The following is a 20,762-nucleotide window of genomic DNA, read 5'->3' as shown; positions in this document are numbered from 1 at the left end:
TATCCATTTTTAAATGAAACTATATGAATTTATCAAGTTTTAAAAAAAATCTATCTAAAGATTTTCCTGCAAGTATTGTAGTTTTTTTAGTAGCACTTCCTTTATGTTTAGGAATTGCTTTAGCATCTGGTGCTCCTTTATACTCTGGAATTATTAGTGGAATTATTGGAGGTGTTGTTGTAGGTTCTCTTAGTAACTCTGCTTTAGGAGTAAGTGGACCCGCAGCAGGACTGGCCGTTATTGTTTTAAATGCAATAACAGATCTTGGTGGTTTTGAAATATTTTTAGTTAGTGTAATTTTGGCGGGATTGCTACAATTACTTATGGGAGTTTTAAAAGCTGGTATTATTGCCTATTACTTTCCTTCATCAGTAATTAAAGGAATGTTAGCAGGTATTGGTATTTTAATTTTTTATAAACAAATACCTAACGCTTTAGGTGCTGCTAATTTTGAAGCTATTAAAACAGGAATTACCTTTAACGTAGCCATTATTACCGCAATTTCTTTAGCTATTTTATTGATTTGGCAAACAAAATTTATTCAAAAAATTAGCTTTTTGGCTATTATTCCTGGTGCATTGTTAGCGGTTACAGTTGGTATATTATTACAAATTTTTGTATTCCCTATTAGTTCAGATTTTTTAGTTAAAATTCCAGTAGCAACTAGTCCTCAGGAATTTTTCAACAACTTTACCTTTCCTGATTTTGCCAAAGGATTAACCTCAGCTGCTGTCTACAAAACAGCAATTGTAATTGCTGTTGTAGCTAGTTTAGAAACTTTGCTTTGTGTAGAAGCATCAGACAAGCAAGACCCGAAGAAAAGAACTACATCTACTAATAAAGAATTAATCGCACAAGGTGTTGGAAATATGTGTGCAGGTCTTATTGGTGGTTTGCCAGTAACACAAGTTATTGTACGTAGTTCTGCCAATCAACAGGCAGGTGGACAAACAAAAACAGCGACTATATTCCATGGACTGTTATTGCTTATTAGTATTTTATTAATCCCTACGTTACTTAACAAAATTCCATTAGCAACATTAGCCGCTATTCTATTAATTGTAGGTTACAAATTAGCAAACCCTTCTACCTTTAAAAAAATGTATCAAGAAGGATTAGATCAATTTATTCCCTTTGTAGTAACTATTGTGGGTATTGTAGCTACCGATTTATTAATGGGTATTGGTTTAGGTATTGCCGTGGCTATTTTTATTATTTTAAGAAATAATTACAAAATCCCCTATTTCTTGGAGCACTCTAAAGACGGAGATACTGGATCTTATAATATTGAATTATCTGAAGATGTTACTTTTTTAAACAAAGCTTCTGTTTTAAAAGTATTAGACAAAATCCCTCAAAAAAGTAAGGTAACCATCAATGCAACTAAAACACAATTTATACATTTGGATATTATTGAAATCATTCAAGATTTTGCCATTAAAGCAGCAAATAAAGAAATAGAATTAACGTTAATAGATTTAGATACAAACCTGCATAAGCACGATAAACCTCTACCACATTTAACTGTTATAAAATCGTAATTAAAAAACAATGATAGTATATAAGTATACGTATTTATAGCACTAACAATATAAAATATAAAAAATGAAAGCACATACAAAAGAAACACAGTCTACAATGACTCCAGAAAAGTCATTACAATTTTTACAAGAGGGAAACCAAAGATTTCAAGATAATTTAAAAGCGCACAGAAACTTACTAGAACAAGTTAACGATACTAGCGAAGGGCAATTTCCTTTTGCAACCATCTTAAGCTGTATAGATTCTAGAGTTTCTGCAGAATTGGTATTTGACCAAGGATTAGGAGATATTTTTAGCATAAGAATTGCTGGTAACTTTGTAAACCAAGACATTTTAGGTTCTATGGAGTTTGCGTGTAAATTAGCAGGAACAAAACTAGTTGTTGTTCTAGGTCACACAAGTTGCGGAGCCATTAAAGGAGCTTGTGACAATGCTAAATTAGGAAACCTAACAGCAATGCTTAACAACATTAAACCTGCTGTAAACTCAGTAACAGAACCTAAAGAAGATAGCTTAAGAAAATCTTCAAATTTAGAATTTGTAGACAATGTTTCTGCTAAAAACGTAGAACTTACTATTGAAAGAATTAGAAACGAAAGTGATGTACTGTCTGCAATGGAGCAAGCAGGAGAAATTATGATTGTTGGAGCGATGTACAACGTTAGTGATGGCTCTGTGTCATTTTTAGATTAAGTATCAAATTAAAGAGTTTTAAAAAGAGGCCAAATGGCCTCTTTTTTTTATGATAATAACTATCTTACAATTGCTAATCAGACTCAATTCTATCATATTTAAACCTGACTAAAACAGCTCTAAAAGTTAACAAACATGGATTTACATAAAGTATTTGATAATAACGAAAAATGGATACAAGAAAAATTATCTATTGACAAAGACTATTTTAAAAAATTAGCAAAGGGTCAATCGCCAGAATTCTTATACATAGGCTGCTCAGACAGTCGTGCTACCGCAGAAGAATTAATGGGTGCTAAACCTGGAGAAGTTTTTGTACATAGAAACATTGCCAACATGGTTATTAGTATTGATTTAAATGCAATGTCTGTAATTAATTATGCCGTAGACCATCTTAAAGTTAAGCACGTTGTTGTGTGCGGACATTATGGTTGCGGAGGGGTAAAAGCGGCAATGCAATCTTCCGACTTAGGAATTTTAAATCCCTGGTTAAGAAACATTAGAGATGTGTATAGAATTCACTCAAAAGAGCTTAACGCTATAGAATCTGAAGAAAAAAGATACAATAGACTTGTTGAATTAAATGTTAAAGAACAATGTGTTAATTTAATAAAAACGGCTGCCGTACAAAAAGCATTTAGAGACAGAGGTTTAATAGTACATGGTTGGGTTTTTAATATTCATACAGGAAAACTAATCGATTTAAAAATAGATTTTGAAAAATACCTAGAAGATATTATGCAAATCTATCATTTAGATTAAAAAACAAACCCCAAGAAAAATATTCCTTGGGGTTTTGTTTTACGTTTATTCTGTATGGTTTAATCTAATCCATTTTAGATAATAGCTTTTACAAAAGCATCAATTTCATCAACTCCATTAACACCTACATGTTTTACAAATGCAGAACCTATAATAGCTCCGTTTACATGTTCGCAAACCGTATCAAATGTTTCTCTGCTAGAAATACCAAAACCTGCAATTAAGGTACTTTTTAAATTGTACGACTTAATTCTATTAAAATAATCTATTTGAGCTGTAGAAATACTACCCTTTGCCCCTGTAATAGATGATGATGCCACTACATAAATAAAAGCATCTGTCATGTCATCAATCTTTTTAATACGCTCTTCAGATGTTTGTGGAGTAATTAAAAACACGTTAGACAATCCGTATTTAGCAAACAATGCTTTGTAGGTAGTTTCATACTCAATCATAGGCATATCTGGTAAAACCAACGTTTCTATACCTACTAATTGACATTTTTCACAAAATCTTTCTGCTCCATAACGAACCACTTGATTAAAATATCCCATGGCAATTAATGGAATATTTACGTCCTCTTTAATTGTTTCTAATTGATTAAAAATAACATCTAAATTGATTCCGTTTTTTAAAGCAATAGAACTGCTTTCCTGAATCGTAGGACCATCAGCCATAGGATCTGAATATGGCAAGCCTACTTCTAGAAAATCTACTCCGGCAGCCTCTAATCCTTTAATTACAGTTACTGTATCATTCAATTGTGGATATCCTGATGTAAAATAAACAGAACACAATCTGTTTGGTTTCTCTTTGAATAGTTTAGTTAATTTACTCATTTCCTCTAGCTTCTCTTTTATCCAATTCAGTAATATATGTTTCTAAATCTTTGTCTCCTCTACCCGATAAATTGATAACAACAACTTGATCTTTATCTAATTTCATTTTTCCTAAAACTGCCAGTGCATGTGAAGTTTCTAAAGCTGGAATAATTCCTTCTAGTTTTGTCAACTCAAAAGCAGCATCTAACGCTTCTTGATCTGTTGCATTTAAAAAAGTTCCTCTTTTTGATTGAAACAAATGTGCATGTAAAGGTCCAACTCCAGGATAATCTAACCCCGCAGAAATTGAATAAGGCTCTACTATTTGCCCGTACTCATCTTGCATTAAAATGGTTTTAGAACCATGAATAACCCCTACTTGACCTAATTGAGAAGTAGCTGCACTTTCGCCTGAATTCACCCCTAAACCTGCAGCTTCTACCGCTACTAAATCAACATCTTTATCATCCATATAATGATAAAACGCTCCTGCAGCATTAGAGCCTCCTCCAACACATGCAATAATGGTATCTGGGTTTTCTTTTCCTGTTTGCTCTTTTAACTGCCATTTTATTTCTTCGGATATAATAGCTTGTAAACGTGCTACCATATCTGGATATGGATGTGGCCCCACCACAGATCCTATTAAATAGTAAGTTTCTTCTGGATGCTGAATCCAATCACGAATCGCTTCATTGGTTGCATCTTTTAACGTTTTAGAACCACTAGTTGCAGGCACAACTTTTGCTCCTAACATTTTCATACGTGCTACGTTTGGAGCCTGACGTTTGATGTCTACCTCTCCCATAAACACAATACACTCCAAATTCATTAACGCACAAACTGTTGCCGTAGCCACACCGTGTTGACCCGCTCCTGTTTCTGCTATAATTCTTTTTTTACCTAAGTGTTTGGCTATTAAAATCTGGCCAATAGTATTGTTTACCTTGTGCGCTCCTGTATGATTTAAATCTTCTCTTTTTAAATAAATGTGAGCTCCATATTTAGTTGATAAATTGGGAGCATAATACAACGGTGTAGGCCTCCCCACATATTGTTTTAACAAATACAAATACTCTTTTTGAAAAGCATCAGAATTGATAATATCTAAATAATTATCTTCTAATTCTTTTACATTAGGATATAACAATTCAGGAATATAAGCCCCTCCAAACTGTCCGTAATATCCGTTTTTATCTACTTGAAATTCTGACATTTTATTTTATGTTTATTTGTTAATACGTGTAAATGTTTGTCAATTTAAACATGACACGAAAAAACGAATCTATCTTTTTTATTTTCTATCTACATTTGTTCTCAAGCTCGCTCAAACACTTAATTTCTCAAGCTACCCTTAGTCATCAAGCGGAGTTAAAATGCGACAACCTAGTGTATTTCCTTAAAAAACTGTTGCAACAACTCTACGTCTTTTAAACCGGGTTCAATTTCAAATTTGCTATTAATATCTAGTGCATAAATAGGCAAATCTGTTTTTAAAATTTCTTTTACTTTTTCTATTTCATCAACACCAATACCCCCACTTAAAATAAATGGTTTGGTTGATGGATATTGTTTTAGTACAGACCAATCAAACGTATAACCGTTTCCTCCCTTATCTTTCCCCTTGGTATCAAACAAGAAGTAATTTACAAAAGGTTCGTAATTTTTTAGCACAGAAAAATCAAATTCGTCTTTAATTGAAAAGACTTTAAATAACTCAATATCTAAATCATGACTTATTAATTCTTGACAATAGGCTACAGACTCTGATCCATGTAACTGAACGGCTTTAAAACTATGTTCTTTTACTTTTTCTAAAATAAAATCAATAGAGGCATTTACAAATACTCCTGTTTTTTTGATATTTTCATCAATCTCAGGAATCTCCCCTTTAAAATTTCTAGGCGATTTTGGATAAAATATAAAACCCATATAGTCTGGTTGTAATCCAGCTACAGCTTTTATATTTTCCTCGATTTTCATTCCACAAACTTTGATTTTCATTCTTTTTCTAGTAATAAACACAGAGTATTAAGTTGTAAGCACTGTAGACACGCTATTCTTATACTTTGTACTAAAATTTACATTTGCCCAATAAACTCTTTACAAGCTTGACCAGGATTGTCTGTTTTCATAAAGTTTTCTCCAATTAAAAACCCTTGAAAACCATATTGTTTTAATCCCATAATAATTTTAGGATCGCTAATTCCGCTTTCTGAAACTTTGATACAAGTATCTGGAATTTTAGAAGCCAACTCTATAGAGTGCTCTAAATCTACCTTAAACGTATTTAAGTTTCTGTTGTTAATTCCAATGATTTTATCGTTCGCATCAATTTTATCTAACTCCTCTTGGGTGTGAATCTCATACAATACATCCATTCCCAAATCTGTAGCTAACTGACCGTAATTTTTTAATTCTTCTTTGGTTAAACAAGCAGCTATTAATAAAATAACGTCTGCTCCAATGGCTTTTGCTTCTACAATTTGAAAAGCATCTACAATAAAATCTTTTCTAAGAATTGGCTTTACCTCGTTTATGCTACGTGCTTTCATTAAATCTACCATAGTACCCCCAAAAAAGTGTGTATCTGTTAAAATAGATTGTGCAGCAACATTGGCATCCAAATATCCGTTGGTTACGTCTAAAATATCTGCTTTATCGTTTATAATTCCTTTAGAAGGAGATTGTCTTTTAAACTCTGCAATTATTCCTGTAGATCCAATTTCTAACAATGATTTTTTTAAAGAAAGAGGTGTTCTTTTAAAGTTTGGACTTTCTACCAATTTCTTTACCTCAACCTCTGCTTTAATCTTTGCTACTTCTTTCTTTTTGTAGGCTACTATTTTCTCTAATATGGTCATTTTATTCTTGCTTTTGGCTTTGGCAATTTGCTTTTAGCCTTTTGACATTTATATTATAATTCTATCAATGTTTTTAAACTTTCTTTTGCCTTACCTCCCATTAAACTATCTTGAGCTTGTGCAAAAGCTTCTTTAAAAGATTTAGCAGGATCAAAAGTTCTTAGCGCAAATGCGGTATTGGTTAAAACCACATTATTCTGTGCTTCTGTACCTTTTCCATCTAAAATATTGATAAAAATCTCTGCCGCTTCTGGCACTGAATTTCCACCGTAAATATCAGATTGTTGAATTTGTTCTAGATGAAAATCTGCTGGTTTTAAAATCTCCTCATTTTCTTTGGTATAAATTTTAAAAGGCCCTGTTAATGATATTTCATCATAACCATCTAAGGCATGTACTACTGCAAAATTTTCTGATGTTTTGCTTAAAATATTTTTATAAAGTCTACCTACTTGTAAATTAAAAACACCTACCAATTGGTTTTGTGGCATACTTGGGTTTACCAAAGGCCCTAGTATGTTAAAAAATGTTTTTACCCCCATTTCTTTTCTTACTGGCCCAACAGCAGCCATGGCAGGATGAAATAAAGGAGCATGTAAAAAACAAATATTAGCTTTGTCTAACTGATTTTTTAAAACACTCTCATTATTCGTAAATTGATACCCCAAATGCTCTAACATATTTGAAGATCCGGAGGCTGAAGACACTCCGTAATTCCCATGTTTGGCAACTTTATTACCTGTACCTGCTACTATAAAAGAAGTTAATGTAGAAATATTAAACGTGTTTTTTCCGTCTCCTCCCGTTCCACACAAATCGATGGTATTAAATTCTGACAAATCTACTTTTAGAGCCAATTCTAACAAGGCTTCTCTAAACCCTGTCAATTCATCAACAGTAATAGGTCGCATTAAAAACACGGTTAAAAAAGAAGCTATTTGAGAATTGTTAAATTCTTTATTCGCTATTCTAATTAAAATGTCTTTTGCTTCTTGTTGATTTAATTTTTCGAATTCAAATAATCTTGCTAATATTTTCTTCATCTTGTTATTTTAAGCTTTTATAAACTATGATAAGTTCTTTTTTGCATTCTCTATAAATTCACGAACCATAATTTCACCATCGGGTGTTAATATAGATTCTGGATGAAATTGTACAGCTGTAATGTTAAATTTTTTGTGTTCTATAGCCATTACTCCACCGTCTTCATCTACACAGGTTACTTTTAAATCGCTAGGCATTGTAGCAGGATCAGCAATCCAAGAATGATATCTGGCTGCTGAGAAAAACTGTGGCAATTGCTTAAAAATTAATGCATTTTCATCAATTACTTTCATTTCGGTAGCTACTCCATGAAACACGTTATCCATGTTGATAATTTTACCTCCAAATACTTCGGTAATTGCCTGTAAGCCTAAACAAACTCCAAAAATTGGTTTTTTACCCGCATACTCAGCAATTACTTCTTTTAAAATTCCTGCTTCATCAGGAACTCCTGGCCCTGGAGATAACATAATAATATCGTACTCTCCAACAACCTCTAAAGGAATTTCATCGTTTCTAAAAACATCTGGTGTCTCTCCTGTAATTTCTTCTACCATATGCACTAAGTTGTAGGTAAAAGAATCGTAATTATCTAATATTAATATTTTCATATTTGTATAGTACTGAGTACTGAGTATTAAGCATTAAGTACAGTAGCTACGCTAATTTTGTACTTTGTACTATCTACTCATTACTAATTTATATTTTTTCTGCCAACACCAAAGCTTTCTTTAATGCTGCTAATTTGTTGTTCACTTCTTGTAACTCTCCTTCTTCTGTAGATTCCATTACAATACCAGCACCTGCTTGGTAGTACAACGTATTGCTTTTACTAACAAAAGAACGAATGGCAATGGCTAAATTTACTTCTCCTGTTAAACCAATTACACCTACTGCTCCACCATAAAAACCTCTGCTTTGAGCTTCATAAGTATCTATTAGCTGCATGGCTTTGTACTTTGGAGCACCACTTAAAGTTCCTGCGGGAAATGTATCTCCTACAATTTTTAATGGATTTCCTTTAATATTTCCTTCAACAGTAGATACTAAGTGAATTACATGACTAAAATATTGCACTTCTTTAAAAACCTCTACAGTCACGTTATCGGCATGTTTACTTAAATCGTTACGAGCTAAGTCTACCAACATTACATGTTCTGCTGTTTCTTTTTTATCATTAGATAATTGTTCTCCTAATAAATGATCTTCTTTTGCATTTCCCGTTCTTCTAAATGTTCCTGCAATTGGGTTGATTGTTGCAACTCCTTTTTGTACTTTAATTTGTGCTTCTGGTGACGATCCCATCAAACGGAAACTACCATAATCAAAATAAAACAAATATGGGGATGGATTGATAGAGCGTAATGCTCTGTACAAGTTAAAATCATCTCCTTTGTATTTTTGCTGAAACTGTCTAGACAATACTATCTGAAAAACATCTCCACGTTTACAGTGCGCTTTTCCTTTTCTTACGTATTCTTTAAACTCTTCATCTGTACAACTAGATGTTTCGCTAGTTTCATCGTAAGAAAAACTTTGTGTTTGATAGGTTGGATTGTTTACAATACTAACAACCTCATCAATATTAGATTCTTCACCCTCTGGCACGTTTTCTATAATAATCATTTCATCGTTAAAATGATTGATAGCAATTACGTATCTAAAAAAACTATAATGTAAAAAAGGAATGGCAGATTCTGCTTGCTTAGCTTGTAATTTGATATTTTCAAAATACTGAACAGCATCGTAGGTGGTATATCCATACAATCCGTTAAAGGCTTTGTATTGGTCTGGAGAATCTGTCTGAATTAAATCAGAATAATATTGAAAAACCTCGTGAAAGTTTCTTTGTAATGGAGCATTGCTTAACACCTCATCTCTATAAATTAAACTTAAAGAATCGTTTTCTGCTTTTATATGAACCAAAGGATCTACACCTATAAATGTGTAACTGTCTTCTTTAGAATGATAATCTGACCCTTCTAACAAAACGGTGTTTGCAAAACGATCTCTAAATCTTAAGTATAATCCAACAGGAGTAACCGTATCGGCCATCTGCTGCTTAATAACTGTCTTAAATTGTAATTTGTTCATAGGTTTATACGCTATAAAAAAAGGCTTATCGTGAGATAAGCCTTTATATATTTATTTTATTAAAAATACACAATAATACTCACGCTTAATTAATTAAGAGAGTGCCACCACCAAGTATTTTTTATATCTAATTTCATTGAGACAAATTTAGCATAGATTTTTGAATTTGCAAATAATTTAGATTCTATTTCTTATCTCTTAAAAATATAAGAGTACTTGCAAAAAATCACAGTCTTAATATTTGATGCTTTTTACTAATTTCACAATAAATTTAAACGATATAAATAATGGATTGGTACTTAAAAGTTTTAAAACAGTACGCTGATTTTAATGGAAGAGCAAGAAGAAAAGAATACTGGATGTTCTTTTTATTTAACATACTTATTAGTTGGGGACTACAAGGAATCGCTTTAACTACAGGAAATAGCATTATAGGGTATATTGCTACTATGTACGGACTAGCTGTATTATTACCTGGTATTGGTGTTAGTATTAGAAGACTACATGATGTTAACAAAAGTGGATGGTTTATGTTTATTGCATTGATCCCTTTAGTTGGGATGATATGGCTTATTGTAGTACTTGCCAAAGAAGGAGACAAAGGTCCTAACCAATATGGTGTAGATCCTAAAAACCCTACCGATGAATTGGACGATATTGGAGTGGCACAAGTATAAAAAACTCCTAAAAAAAGCCTCTTTATAAAACAATAAAAAGGCTTTTTTATTTACATGTTTTGTGTGTAGTAGTTATAATCTTTAATAACTATATCTATAAATTCTATACTAGTTTGGTTATCTACGGGTTGTTGATTGGTAACTCCTATTATTTTTTCCTTAAGCTTTAACAATATTTCTTGGTCGTTTTTAGCTTTGGCTCTTAGGTAATGTTCTTTAATAATTCTTACATCATTGTCTGATAATTTAACAACCGAAGAATAGGTAGGTTGATAATTTGTTTGAATGTTTTCTTCTACAATAGTGTGACTTATATCTATCTTATTCCTAAGACTCACTACCGCGGTTCCAGAGGCTATTCCTCCTAAACGTTGAGATTTTTTAGTACTTCCTATAAGAATTAACGCTAAAAAACCCGAAAACATATTTACATCTACAATACGCATTACCCATCTTATAAAAAAATCTATAAAGCCAGTTTGGTAACCATCTATTTTTAAAACTTTAATCTTTAGAATTTTTTTACCTATAGTCTGTCCATTTAATAAGGTTTCTAGAGCTAGTGTGTAAAAAATAACAGGAATTAAAAAGACAATTCCTACCGCCATTACCGACCAATAATCTGGTGAGTTTATATATTTTCCTAGCTTTAAAATTCCAAATAAAATATAAGCCAAGACTGCTATGTAGGCAGATTTTATCATCACATCTATAAACCAAGCGAAAATCCTGTGATTTAACTCAGCCGTTTTAAAATCTAAGTTTACATTTTGGGTAGTTGTAATTTGTATTTCTGCCATTAAATCTAGTAATTTGATACCCTATGAGAGAGATTGCATTTATTAAACAAAATAAAGAAAAATGGTTGCGTTTTGAAAGTGCAATCAACGAAAAAAACATTGCACATCCAGAGGAACTGTCTAAACTTTATTTGCATCTAATTAACGATTTAGCTTTTGCTCAAACCTACTACAAAAAAAGCAAATTAGTAGTCTATCTAAATCATTTAACCATTTTAGCTTTTCAGAAAATATACAAATCTAAAAAGGAAGATAAAAACAGATTGTTGCACTTTTTTATGATTGATGTTCCCTTATTACTTTACAGTTATAAAAAATACATTTACTATTCGTTTGTTATTTTTGGTTTGTCTGTAGCCATTGGGCTTATTTCTGCAATTTACGATGACAGTTTTGTACGTTTGATATTATCTGATGGGTATGTAAACGAAACTTTAGAAAACATTAAAAACGGAAACCCTACAGCTGTTTACAAATCGGGATCTAACTGGGGAAGTTTTATAGGAATTACATTTAATAATTTATATGTAGGTTTAAAAGCATTTGTTTTAGGAGTTACTGGAGGCATAGGAACTGCTTATGTATTGTTACAAAACGGAATTATGCTAGGAGCTTTTCAGTACTTTTTTGCAGAACAAGGTGTTTTATTACAAAGTATAAAAGGAATTTGGATTCACGGTGCTATGGAAATTTTTGCTATTGTAATAGAAGGTGCTGTTGGTTTAATTTTAGGAGCTAGTATTTTATTTCCTAACACTTTAACAAGAGTAGACTCTTTTAAAAAGGGAATGCGAAACGGAATTAAAATTATGATTGCTACATTTCCTTTTACCATTGCTGCTGGTTTTTTAGAAGGCTTTGTGTCTAGATACGGAAATAGCATGCCCACCTTTTTAGCTTTGGTCATTATTTTAGGAACCTTAAGTATTATTGCTTATTACTTTTTAATTTATCCTTTTAAAATTGCCAAAAAAGTAACTTCAGATTTTACTTTAGTATGAAAATAACACAACGCATTACAACTCTATTTTTATTTGTTTGTGTTTTTGTGATGAAAGCAGCAAATGATACCATTGTTAGAGTAGAAAGAAAAATTCCAGACAACTACAAAGAAGCTTTTACTTCTAAAGATTATATTTATCAAGATCAAGAACCTCCGTTTTTTTTAAAACTAAAAATGTGGTTAGCTCAATTTTTATACAGTATCTACAACTTATTAGGCATTAATAGCAAAGAATTTTACTACGTTAAATTGGTGTTTTACACACTTATTATTATTGCAGCTATATACATAATTGCTCGTATGATTTTTTACAAAGAAGGAAATTGGATTTTTAAAAAATCTAAAAACAACTCTCTAACCTATCAAACAGAAATAGAAGAAATTGAATTGTCTGATTTTAATCTTTTGGTCAAAGAATCTGTAGACAACAATAATTACAGATTGGCTGTTAAGTATTATTATTTATGGGTATTGCAAAAATTATCAGAACAAGAAATTATAGAGTTAAGCAACCTTAAAACCAATAGTGATTACCAATTAGAAACAGAAAACACTCCCTATTTTCAAAACTTTAAAAGTGTTTCTTACTACTACAATTATATTTGGTATGGTGAATTTATGATTGATAAAGAAGCTTTTGAAAAAATTGAATCTAGCTACCAACAATTACTAAATCAACTAAAATAATGAAGAAAAAAGGATTTATTATTCTAGGAATTGTACTTGTAGTCTTGGTTATTATACTAGATAGTATTACTCCCAAAAAAATAATTTGGGAGAAAACGTACAACGAAAGCAACTCAAATCCGTTTGATTTGGAAGTGTTTTACAAACAACTACCTGCTGTTTTTAAAAACCATAAAATAGTGACCATTAAAAAAACTTTTTATGAGTATACGGAACAAAACCCACTAACAAAAAAGAAACAAAACAATATTTATATTAATATTGATGAGGGCTTTTTTCCGGACAAAATATCTACTAAAAAACTACTAAAATTTATTGGTAACGGAAATATTGCTTTTGTAAGTGCCAATGAATTTTCTAAAACTTTATTGGATAGTTTGGGTATTTTAAAAAGTAAAAAATCTAAAAACTCCATCAATACTCCTTATTTAAAACTATACCTAAACAATACTACAGACACTCTAAAAATAGCTACAAAACTTAAATACTCTCAAACCTATTTTAAAGACAGTATCCCTGTAAAATCTTTAGGAAAAGTTAGCTATACAACCAAAGACAGTGTGGTGAATACTTTTAGCAACTTTATAGAAATACCTTATAAAAAAGGATTTTTTTACCTCTATACACAGCCTGATGTTTTTACCAATTACCATTTGCTTGCAATACCAAATACGGACTATATAAATCAGGTTTTATCTTATTTGCCTAAAAAAGTTACAACAGCAAATACAAACACACAAACCATTTATTTTGAAAGCAATTTTAAAGGAGACCCAGATTTAGCAAACAGTCCTTTGCGTTTTATCAAAAAACAAAAAGAATTATACTTTGCATGGATTTTAATTTTGGTGGCTATTGCTTTATTTCTTCTGATCAATGCCAAGAGAAAACAAAAAATAATACCGATAATCCCAAAGGTTAGAAATACCAGTTTAGATTTTGTAGAAACCATTGCTACACTTTACGAAGAGGCTGACAACTTTCAGCCTATGATTGTACAGAAAATAAATATTTTCTACAAAAACATTCGTCAAAAACACAATATCATCACAGACAATACCAACGAAAAACTGGCCAAACAATTAAGTCTAAAATCGGGGTATGATGCACAAAAAACAAAAGAATTAATTCGTTTTATAAACGTACTTAAACAAAGAAATAGTTCATCTATTACCTTATTAAAAAAATTAAATAAAGAAATAGAAGACTTTAATAAAAAGACAAACGCATGGAAGAATTAGAATTTAGCAACCGTATAGATTTAACGGAGTTACACCAAGGAATAACCACCATTAAACAAGAAATATCTAAAGTAATTGTGGGACAAAAAGATATGGTTAATTTGTTATTAACCGCTTTATTATGTGAAGGTCATGTACTTATAGAAGGTGTGCCTGGGGTTGCCAAAACAATAACTGCAAAATTATTAGCAAAAACCTTAGCTATTGGCTATCAAAGAATTCAGTTTACACCAGATTTAATGCCATCGGATGTATTAGGAACTTCTATTTTTGATTTGAAAAAATCGGAATTTGAATTTAAAAAAGGGCCTATTTTTTCTAACCTGATTTTAATTGATGAAATTAACAGAGCTCCCGCAAAAACACAGGCTGCTTTGTTTGAGGTTATGGAAGAACAACAGGTAACCATAGACGGAATTAAATACGATCTGGAATCTCCTTATTTTGTAGTAGCCACTCAAAACCCTGTAGACCAAGAAGGAACGTACCGTTTACCAGAGGCTCAATTAGACCGTTTTTTGTTTAAAATTACGGTAGACTATCCTAACGTTACCGATGAAGTTGAAATTCTAAATAGAGAACATCAAGCCACACAACCTAAGTTAGATGCAGTGACCGCAAGCATTAGCAAAGAACAAATTATCGCGTATCAGCAACTAACAAAACAAGTAATTGTAGAACCTAAATTAATACAATACATTGCAGATATTGTGGTAAGTACACGTAGCAATTCCTTTTTGTATTTGGGAGCATCGCCTAGAGCTTCTATTGCTTTGTTAAAAGCCTCTAAAGCATTTGCTGCTATTAACGGAAGAGATTTTGTTACGCCAGAAGACATTAAACAAGTGGCAGTTCCGGTATTACAACATAGAGTAATTGTTACTCCAGAACGAGAAATGGAAGGAATTACGGCTGCACAAATTATTAACGATAGTATTCAATCTACCGAAATACCAAGTTAACTTTATGCCAAAATCCTCTATTATAAACAAACTAATAAAAGCTTACCAAAGCATTTACCTCAACCCTTTGTTTTTTTACATTTTGTTGGGACATGTGGTTTTGTTTGTGCTTAGCTTTTTTATCAAAGAACTATTTCTCTTTGGTCAATTGCTGCTTGCTGTATTTGTTGGAGTAGTTTGTTTTGATATTTTTCTTCTTTTTAAAAACAGATACGGAATTGAAGTTACTAGAACAATTCCCGAAAAATTATCTAACGGAGATAAAAACATCATTCGTATTGAGTTAAAAAACAAGTACACCATTCCTGTTTTTATTCAGATTATTGATGAGATTCCTGCACAATTTCAAATAAGAAATTTTTCTATCAATGCTAAAATAGAAGGCCAAAGCACCAAAATCTTTCCCTACGATTTAGTTCCTACTCAAAGAGGGCAATATCTTTTTGGAAACACGCATGTTTTTGTAAAATCGATCTTAAACTTAGTCACCAAAAAATATACTTTAGAAAAAGAAACAACAACCAAGACTTATCCTTCCTTTTTAAAACTAAAACAATTCGATTTAAAAACCATCAACAGTTTATCTTCTGCCTATGGGGTCAAAAAAGTAAGACGAATAGGAAATTCTTTTGAGTTTGAACAAATAAAAGAATACGTACAAGGAGACAATATTAAAGACATTAATTGGAAAGCTACCGCCAAAAAAAATCAATTAATGGTCAATCAGTTTGTAGACGAAAAAGCACAAAACGTATACATGCTTATAGACAGAGGTAGAACCATGAAAATGCCTTTTAACGGATTAAGTCTTTTAGATTATGCCATAAACGCATCGTTAATTGTTAGCAATGTTGTGATCCAAAAACAAGACAAAGCAGGTTTGTTTTCTTTTTCTAAAAACATAAATGACTATGTGTCAGCAGAAAGAAGAAATCATCAATTGGGTATGATTTTGGAAGCTCTCTACAATGTAAAAACAAATTACGAAGAAACAGATTTTGGTGTTTTATACAGTGCTGTTAAACAACACATAAGACAACGTAGTTTACTGTTACTCTATACTAATTTTGATAGTATGGATGCGTTGGAAAGACAAATGAATTATTTAAGAGCTATTAATAAAACTCACTTACTAATTGTTGTTTTCTTTAAAAACACAGAAATTATGGAACTTGCGAATAGAACAGTAAGTACAGAACAAGAAGTGATACAGAAAACTGTTGCAGAAAAATTTATTTACGACAAAGAGTTAATGATCTTAGAACTAAGCAAATACGGAGTGAATTCTATTTTAACAACTCCCCAAAACTTAACCATAGACACTATTAACAAGTATATAGAAATTAAATCTAAAGGATTAATCTAAAATATTATGACCAACCCACTTTTACAAAAATTTAACACACCTTACGGAACTGCTCCGTTTGAGCAAATAAAAAACGAACATTATTTACCTGCTTTTGAACAAGGTATTAAAGAAGCAAAACAAGAGATTGATGATATTACCAACAACAACGATGCTCCTACTTTTAACAACACTATTAAAGCCTTAGATTTTTCGGGAGCAAAATTAAGTAGAATTTCTTCTATTTTCTTCAACTTAAATTCGGCAGAAACCAATGATGAAATGCAAAAAATTGCACAAAAGGTTTCCCCTATTCTAACCGCTTTTTCTAACGATGTTAGTTTAAATACAGCGCTATTTAATCGTGTAAAAGAGGTTTACAACCAACGTAAATCTTTAGACTTAACGCCAGAAGAGTTGATGTTGTTAGAAAAAAAATACAAAGGATTTTCTAGAAACGGTGCCAATTTAAATGATGCTGACAAAGAAAAATTAAGAGCTATAGATACTGAACTTTCTCAATTATCGTTAACTTTTGGAGAAAATGTATTGGCAGAAACTCAAAATTTTGAATTGCACATTACTAATGAGCAAGATTTAAGCGGATTGCCAGAAGGCACTATAGAAGATGCCGCACAAACGGCAAAAGAAAAAAACAAAGAAGGTTGGGTTTTCACCTTAGATTTCCCTAGTTATATTCCTTTTATTACCTATGCAGATAATAGAGAACTTAGAAAAAAAATAGCCATTGCAGCAGGTAAAAAAGGATTTCAAGACAACAAATACAACAACGAAAAAATTGTTTTAAAAATAGTTGAATTGCGTGCTAAAAGAGCTCAATTATTAGGTTATAACAGTCATGCTCATTTTGTTCTAGAGGAGCGTATGGCAGAGTCCGCAGAAAAAGTAACATCATTTTTAGAGAACATGTTACAAAAAGCAAAACCTAAAGCAACGGAGCAATTTAATCAACTAAGCGAATTTGCAAAAAAAGACGGAATTGACTTACTTCAAAAATGGGATGGTTCTTACTATAGCGAAAAACTAAAACAAGAATTATTTGATTTTGACGAAGAAATTTTAAAACCTTATTTTCAATTAGAAAATGTTATCAACGGCTCTTTTGAAATTGCAAAACGCTTATACGGATTGCTATTTAAAGAGGTAAACAACATAGAAAAATATCATAAGGATGTTAAAACCTACGAAGTAACCAACGAAAACGGAGAGTTTATAGCCGTTTATTATGCAGATTTTCATCCTAGACCTGGAAAAAGAAATGGAGCTTGGAAAACAGGATACAAGAGTCAGTGGATTTTAGACGACCAAAATTCTAGACCACACATTTCTATTGTTTGTAACTTTACCAAACCTACAGAAACAAAGCCTAGCTTGTTAACTTTTAATGAGGTTACTACTTTGTTTCATGAGTTTGGACATGCCTTGCACGGAATGTTAGCCAACACGACATACCCTTCTTTATCGGGAACTTCTGTTTCTTGGGATTTTGTAGAATTACCTAGCCAGGTAATGGAAAACTGGTGTTTTGAACAAGAAGCTTTAGAGTTATTTGCCAAACATTACAAAACAGGAAAAGTAATTCCTAATGAATTAATTTTAAAAATTAAAAAGGCTTCTAACTTCTTAGAAGGTTTGCAAACTTTTAGACAAGTAAGCTTTGGAATCTTAGACATGGCATGGCACGGACTAAGTCCGAATAGTTTTGACAGCGACAACGTAATAACAAGTGTAAAAGAATTTGAATCAGAAGCATTTAAAAGCACACAATTATACCCTGATGTTCCAGAAAACTGTATGAGCACCGCATTTTCTCACATTTTTCAAGGAGGGTATTCAGCAGGATATTATTCTTACAAATGGGCAGAAGTTTTAGATGCAGATGCTTTTGAATATTTTAAAGAAACTGGAATTTTTAACAGAGATACCGCTACAAAATTTAAAGACTTTGTATTAAGCCAAGGAGGAACACAAAACCCAATGGACTTGTACAAAAAATTTAGAGGTCACGAACCTAAACCAGATGCTTTGCTAAAAAGAGCTGGATTGTTGTAAAAAATTCATTTGTATAAATTTAAAAGAGCTGTTTGTCTGGTTAGATCAAACAGCTCTTTTACTTTAAAAATAGTTAAATTCACAGTTTATAAACTAATTCCCATTTCTTTCCAGATTTCAACATCAACTTTAAAGCATGAAAATTTTAATTATTGAAGACGAACCTGAATTGCTAGAAAACATTAAGAATTCTTTAGAAAAAGAACAGTTTTTGGTAGAAACTGCATCAGATTACAATACGGCTATAGACAAGGTATTTGTCTACAATTACGATTGTATTTTGTTAGACATTATGTTGCCTAACGGAAGTGGATTAGATATTTTATCTCAATTAAAAAAAGCAGGAAAAGGCAAACATGTAATTATCATATCAGCAAAAGATTCTTTAGAAGACAAGCTAACAGGATTAGAATTAGGAGCCGATGATTATTTAACAAAGCCTTTTCATTTGGCAGAATTAAATGCCCGTATTAAAGTTGTACTTCGCAGAAATAATTTAGACGGGAAAAACATTCTTCAGTTTTGCAACACACAATTAGATCTAGATGAAAGGTTGCTTACTGTTGATGATAAAAACATCCCTTTAAACAGAAAGGAATTTGATATTCTTACTTATTTTTACCTTAATAAAAACAGATTAATCACCAAAACAGCATTGGCAGAACACGTGTGGGGAGACCATATAGACCAAGCAGATAATTTTGATTTTATTTATTATCAAATAAAAAACATCCGAAAAAAACTACAAGAATCTAATGCTCAAATAAAATTTGAAGCTGTTTATGGAGTAGGGTATAAAATAGTAGAAAATGAAGCTTCTTAATCAATCTCTTAAATACCTTTCTGGCTCTATACTTATTATTATTACATTATGGGCAGTTGTTTTTTATTTAAACATGTTGCAAGAGATAAAAAAAAGTATTGATGAAGGCTTAGAAAACTACAAAAGAATCATCATTCAGAATGCTAAAAAAGATCCTACTATCTTAACAAAAACTTACTTTGATGAAAGTTTTTTCACCATTCATAAAATAAACAAAAAAGAAGCTTTTACAATTAAAGACCAGTACAAAGACACGTTATTGTACATGCAAGATTTTGATGATGAAGTACCCGAGTCTGAACCTGTTAGAATGCTAACAACTGCCTTTAAAATTGACCACAATTACTATTTGTTAAACGTTGCCAACTCTATGGTAGAAGAAGACGATTTAATTAAAGAATTACTGTATGACATTGTGGTACTCTATTTATTTTTGGTTTTAAGTATTATATTAATTAACAATATTATGCTTAAAAAATTATGGCATCCTTTTTATAGTTTTTTAAATCAGTTAAAAATTTACAAATTAGGAAACACCCAAAAACTCCCCAAAATAACAACAGAAACAAAGGAGTTTATGGATTTGCAAAAAGCTGTAAATACGTTACTTGAACAAAATTTAGCAGTTTTTGAACAACAAAAACAATTTATAGGAAATGCCTCACATGAGCTGCAGACTCCCTTGGCTATTACCACCAACAAATTAGAGTTGCTGTTAGAAGATGAACAACTTAACAAAGAGCAAGCAAATACGGTTTCTGATGTTTTTAAAACCATCCAAAAACTTGTTCAACTAAATAAATCTTTATTGCTATTGTCTAAAATAGACAACAAACATTTTTTTAACAACAAAGTCGTTAATATAAACAAAACTACACATGACATTTTAGAGCATTTACAGGATTTTTCTTCGTATAAAAACATTTCTATTTCTTGTAAAGAAACGGCTCAATTATCTATAGAAATAGACATTGCTTTGGCCAATATTGTTGTTTCTAATTTAATTAAAAATGCTATTATTCATAATACCAATAATGGCTCTATTGAAATCTTTATTGACACCAATTCTTTTACCATAAAAAATACAGGTATAAACAAATCTTTAGATGCTAATCAAATTTTTAATCGCTTTCATAAATCTACTAACAAAACAGATGGTTCTGGCTTAGGATTGGCTATTGTAAAGGCAATTTCAGATTTATATGGTTTTTCAATTGTTTATTCTTTTAAAAAAAACTCACATTGTTTTAACATAAACTTTACCATTCGTTAACAATTCCCAATTCTTTCCATAATTCAGTTATTTCTTTGTTGTATAATTTAAAAATCAT

At 31.4% G+C, this 20,762-nt stretch carries 20 protein-coding genes; 12 read left to right on the top strand and 8 right to left on the bottom strand.

Features of this window, described 5'->3' with window-relative positions:
* The first annotated feature begins 23 nt into the window (after nucleotides 1–23).
* The 3 genes from FHR24_RS03260 to FHR24_RS03250 all read left to right on the top strand — a co-directional run bounded on the left by FHR24_RS03260 (nucleotide 24) and on the right by FHR24_RS03250 (nucleotide 2,997).
* Nucleotides 24–1,541, top strand: a complete 1,518-nt coding sequence (locus FHR24_RS03260; protein WP_167183801.1) for a SulP family inorganic anion transporter — start codon at nucleotides 24–26, stop codon at nucleotides 1,539–1,541.
* 64 nt (nucleotides 1,542–1,605) lie between these two features.
* Nucleotides 1,606–2,235 carry a carbonic anhydrase family protein gene (locus FHR24_RS03255; protein ID WP_167183799.1) on the top strand — a complete coding sequence of 210 codons (630 nt, stop codon included), beginning with the start codon at nucleotides 1,606–1,608 and terminating at the stop codon, nucleotides 2,233–2,235.
* A gap of 135 nt (nucleotides 2,236–2,370) precedes the next feature.
* Complete coding sequence (locus FHR24_RS03250; RefSeq protein WP_167183797.1) at nucleotides 2,371–2,997, top strand: carbonic anhydrase; 627 nt, start codon at nucleotides 2,371–2,373, stop codon at nucleotides 2,995–2,997.
* Nucleotides 2,998–3,071: 74 nt separating this feature from the next.
* Here the strand turns inward: FHR24_RS03250 and trpA are convergent, their stop codons facing one another.
* From trpA to FHR24_RS03215, 7 genes are all read right to left on the bottom strand, one after another.
* The gene (trpA, locus tag FHR24_RS03245; RefSeq protein ID WP_167183795.1) at nucleotides 3,072–3,836 is read right to left on the bottom strand and encodes a tryptophan synthase subunit alpha; all 765 of its coding nucleotides are present in this window, start codon (nucleotides 3,834–3,836) and stop codon (nucleotides 3,072–3,074) included.
* The gene (trpB, locus tag FHR24_RS03240) at nucleotides 3,829–5,034 is read right to left on the bottom strand and encodes a tryptophan synthase subunit beta (protein WP_167183793.1); all 1,206 of its coding nucleotides are present in this window, start codon (nucleotides 5,032–5,034) and stop codon (nucleotides 3,829–3,831) included. The genes trpA and trpB overlap by 8 nt, the downstream gene beginning before the upstream one ends.
* 170 nt (nucleotides 5,035–5,204) lie before the next feature.
* On the bottom strand, nucleotides 5,205–5,822 hold the full coding sequence (locus FHR24_RS03235; protein ID WP_449441502.1) for a phosphoribosylanthranilate isomerase: 618 nt from the start codon (nucleotides 5,820–5,822) through the stop codon (nucleotides 5,205–5,207).
* Between the two features lie 77 nt (nucleotides 5,823–5,899).
* On the bottom strand, nucleotides 5,900–6,682 hold the full coding sequence (gene trpC / locus FHR24_RS03230; RefSeq protein ID WP_167183789.1) for an indole-3-glycerol phosphate synthase TrpC: 783 nt from the start codon (nucleotides 6,680–6,682) through the stop codon (nucleotides 5,900–5,902).
* A gap of 53 nt (nucleotides 6,683–6,735) precedes the next feature.
* Complete coding sequence (gene trpD / locus FHR24_RS03225) at nucleotides 6,736–7,725, bottom strand: anthranilate phosphoribosyltransferase (RefSeq protein ID WP_167183787.1); 990 nt, start codon at nucleotides 7,723–7,725, stop codon at nucleotides 6,736–6,738.
* A gap of 24 nt (nucleotides 7,726–7,749) precedes the next feature.
* Nucleotides 7,750–8,337 carry an anthranilate synthase component II gene (locus FHR24_RS03220; RefSeq protein ID WP_167183785.1) on the bottom strand — a complete coding sequence of 196 codons (588 nt, stop codon included), beginning with the start codon at nucleotides 8,335–8,337 and terminating at the stop codon, nucleotides 7,750–7,752.
* Between the two features lie 88 nt (nucleotides 8,338–8,425).
* Nucleotides 8,426–9,820 (bottom strand): anthranilate synthase component I family protein, encoded by a 1,395-nt coding sequence (locus FHR24_RS03215; RefSeq protein WP_167183783.1) that lies wholly within the window; start codon nucleotides 9,818–9,820, stop codon nucleotides 8,426–8,428.
* A 287-nt stretch (nucleotides 9,821–10,107) separates the two neighbouring features.
* Here FHR24_RS03215 and FHR24_RS03210 point away from each other — a divergent pair, with 287 nt between their 5' ends.
* On the top strand, nucleotides 10,108–10,497 hold the full coding sequence (locus FHR24_RS03210) for a DUF805 domain-containing protein (protein WP_167183781.1): 390 nt from the start codon (nucleotides 10,108–10,110) through the stop codon (nucleotides 10,495–10,497).
* Between the two features lie 50 nt (nucleotides 10,498–10,547).
* Here the strand turns inward: FHR24_RS03210 and FHR24_RS03205 are convergent, their stop codons facing one another.
* On the bottom strand, nucleotides 10,548–11,297 hold the full coding sequence (locus tag FHR24_RS03205) for an RDD family protein (protein WP_167183779.1): 750 nt from the start codon (nucleotides 11,295–11,297) through the stop codon (nucleotides 10,548–10,550).
* Between the two features lie 23 nt (nucleotides 11,298–11,320).
* Between FHR24_RS03205 and FHR24_RS03200 the strand changes: the two genes are divergently transcribed.
* The 8 genes from FHR24_RS03200 to porY all read left to right on the top strand — a co-directional run bounded on the left by FHR24_RS03200 (nucleotide 11,321) and on the right by porY (nucleotide 20,704).
* Nucleotides 11,321–12,298, top strand: a complete 978-nt coding sequence (locus tag FHR24_RS03200) for a stage II sporulation protein M (RefSeq protein ID WP_167183777.1) — start codon at nucleotides 11,321–11,323, stop codon at nucleotides 12,296–12,298.
* Nucleotides 12,295–12,987 carry a hypothetical protein gene (locus tag FHR24_RS03195; protein WP_167183776.1) on the top strand — a complete coding sequence of 231 codons (693 nt, stop codon included), beginning with the start codon at nucleotides 12,295–12,297 and terminating at the stop codon, nucleotides 12,985–12,987. Before FHR24_RS03200 ends, FHR24_RS03195 begins: the two co-directional genes overlap by 4 nt.
* Entirely contained in the window at nucleotides 12,987–14,228 is a 1,242-nt protein-coding gene (locus FHR24_RS03190) for a hypothetical protein (RefSeq protein ID WP_167183772.1), read from the top strand. Before FHR24_RS03195 ends, FHR24_RS03190 begins: the two co-directional genes overlap by 1 nt.
* A complete protein-coding gene (locus tag FHR24_RS03185; RefSeq protein WP_167183768.1) occupies nucleotides 14,216–15,190 on the top strand; it encodes an AAA family ATPase in 975 nt (324 codons plus the stop codon). Before FHR24_RS03190 ends, FHR24_RS03185 begins: the two co-directional genes overlap by 13 nt.
* A 4-nt stretch (nucleotides 15,191–15,194) precedes the next feature.
* The gene (locus FHR24_RS03180; RefSeq protein ID WP_167183765.1) at nucleotides 15,195–16,556 is read left to right on the top strand and encodes a DUF58 domain-containing protein; all 1,362 of its coding nucleotides are present in this window, start codon (nucleotides 15,195–15,197) and stop codon (nucleotides 16,554–16,556) included.
* A 6-nt stretch (nucleotides 16,557–16,562) separates the two neighbouring features.
* Nucleotides 16,563–18,608, top strand: a complete 2,046-nt coding sequence (locus FHR24_RS03175) for a M3 family metallopeptidase (RefSeq protein ID WP_167183762.1) — start codon at nucleotides 16,563–16,565, stop codon at nucleotides 18,606–18,608.
* A 136-nt stretch (nucleotides 18,609–18,744) separates the two neighbouring features.
* Nucleotides 18,745–19,431 carry a response regulator transcription factor gene (locus FHR24_RS03170; RefSeq protein ID WP_167183759.1) on the top strand — a complete coding sequence of 229 codons (687 nt, stop codon included), beginning with the start codon at nucleotides 18,745–18,747 and terminating at the stop codon, nucleotides 19,429–19,431.
* Nucleotides 19,418–20,704 carry a PorY family sensor histidine kinase gene (gene porY / locus FHR24_RS03165; RefSeq protein ID WP_167183756.1) on the top strand — a complete coding sequence of 429 codons (1,287 nt, stop codon included), beginning with the start codon at nucleotides 19,418–19,420 and terminating at the stop codon, nucleotides 20,702–20,704. Before FHR24_RS03170 ends, porY begins: the two co-directional genes overlap by 14 nt.
* The last annotated feature ends 58 nt before the right edge of the window (nucleotides 20,705–20,762 follow it).

This window comes from Wenyingzhuangia heitensis (assembly GCF_011762155.1).
GTDB classification, from domain to species: domain Bacteria; phylum Bacteroidota; class Bacteroidia; order Flavobacteriales; family Flavobacteriaceae; genus Wenyingzhuangia; species Wenyingzhuangia heitensis.
Note: the sequence above shows the minus strand (reverse complement) of the source record. Positions and strands in the feature narration are given on the sequence as shown.

Bases quoted from the DNA above. Each gene is read 5' to 3' on its own strand.
- FHR24_RS03260 (WP_167183801.1), top strand. From the start codon at position 24: ATGAATTTATCAAGTTTTAAAAAAAATCTATCTAAAGATTTTCCTGCA.
- FHR24_RS03255 (WP_167183799.1), top strand. From the start codon at position 1,606: ATGAAAGCACATACAAAAGAAACACAGTCTACAATGACTCCAGAAAAG.
- FHR24_RS03250 (WP_167183797.1), top strand. From the start codon at position 2,371: ATGGATTTACATAAAGTATTTGATAATAACGAAAAATGGATACAAGAA.
- trpA (WP_167183795.1), bottom strand. From the start codon at position 3,836: ATGAGTAAATTAACTAAACTATTCAAAGAGAAACCAAACAGATTGTGT.
- trpB (WP_167183793.1), bottom strand. From the start codon at position 5,034: ATGTCAGAATTTCAAGTAGATAAAAACGGATATTACGGACAGTTTGGA.
- FHR24_RS03235 (WP_449441502.1), bottom strand. From the start codon at position 5,822: ATGAAAATCAAAGTTTGTGGAATGAAAATCGAGGAAAATATAAAAGCT.
- trpC (WP_167183789.1), bottom strand. From the start codon at position 6,682: ATGACCATATTAGAGAAAATAGTAGCCTACAAAAAGAAAGAAGTAGCA.
- trpD (WP_167183787.1), bottom strand. From the start codon at position 7,725: ATGAAGAAAATATTAGCAAGATTATTTGAATTCGAAAAATTAAATCAA.
- FHR24_RS03220 (WP_167183785.1), bottom strand. From the start codon at position 8,337: ATGAAAATATTAATATTAGATAATTACGATTCTTTTACCTACAACTTA.
- FHR24_RS03215 (WP_167183783.1), bottom strand. From the start codon at position 9,820: ATGAACAAATTACAATTTAAGACAGTTATTAAGCAGCAGATGGCCGAT.
- FHR24_RS03210 (WP_167183781.1), top strand. From the start codon at position 10,108: ATGGATTGGTACTTAAAAGTTTTAAAACAGTACGCTGATTTTAATGGA.
- FHR24_RS03205 (WP_167183779.1), bottom strand. From the start codon at position 11,297: ATGGCAGAAATACAAATTACAACTACCCAAAATGTAAACTTAGATTTT.
- FHR24_RS03200 (WP_167183777.1), top strand. From the start codon at position 11,321: ATGAGAGAGATTGCATTTATTAAACAAAATAAAGAAAAATGGTTGCGT.
- FHR24_RS03195 (WP_167183776.1), top strand. From the start codon at position 12,295: ATGAAAATAACACAACGCATTACAACTCTATTTTTATTTGTTTGTGTT.
- FHR24_RS03190 (WP_167183772.1), top strand. From the start codon at position 12,987: ATGAAGAAAAAAGGATTTATTATTCTAGGAATTGTACTTGTAGTCTTG.
- FHR24_RS03185 (WP_167183768.1), top strand. From the start codon at position 14,216: ATGGAAGAATTAGAATTTAGCAACCGTATAGATTTAACGGAGTTACAC.
- FHR24_RS03180 (WP_167183765.1), top strand. From the start codon at position 15,195: ATGCCAAAATCCTCTATTATAAACAAACTAATAAAAGCTTACCAAAGC.
- FHR24_RS03175 (WP_167183762.1), top strand. From the start codon at position 16,563: ATGACCAACCCACTTTTACAAAAATTTAACACACCTTACGGAACTGCT.
- FHR24_RS03170 (WP_167183759.1), top strand. From the start codon at position 18,745: ATGAAAATTTTAATTATTGAAGACGAACCTGAATTGCTAGAAAACATT.
- porY (WP_167183756.1), top strand. From the start codon at position 19,418: ATGAAGCTTCTTAATCAATCTCTTAAATACCTTTCTGGCTCTATACTT.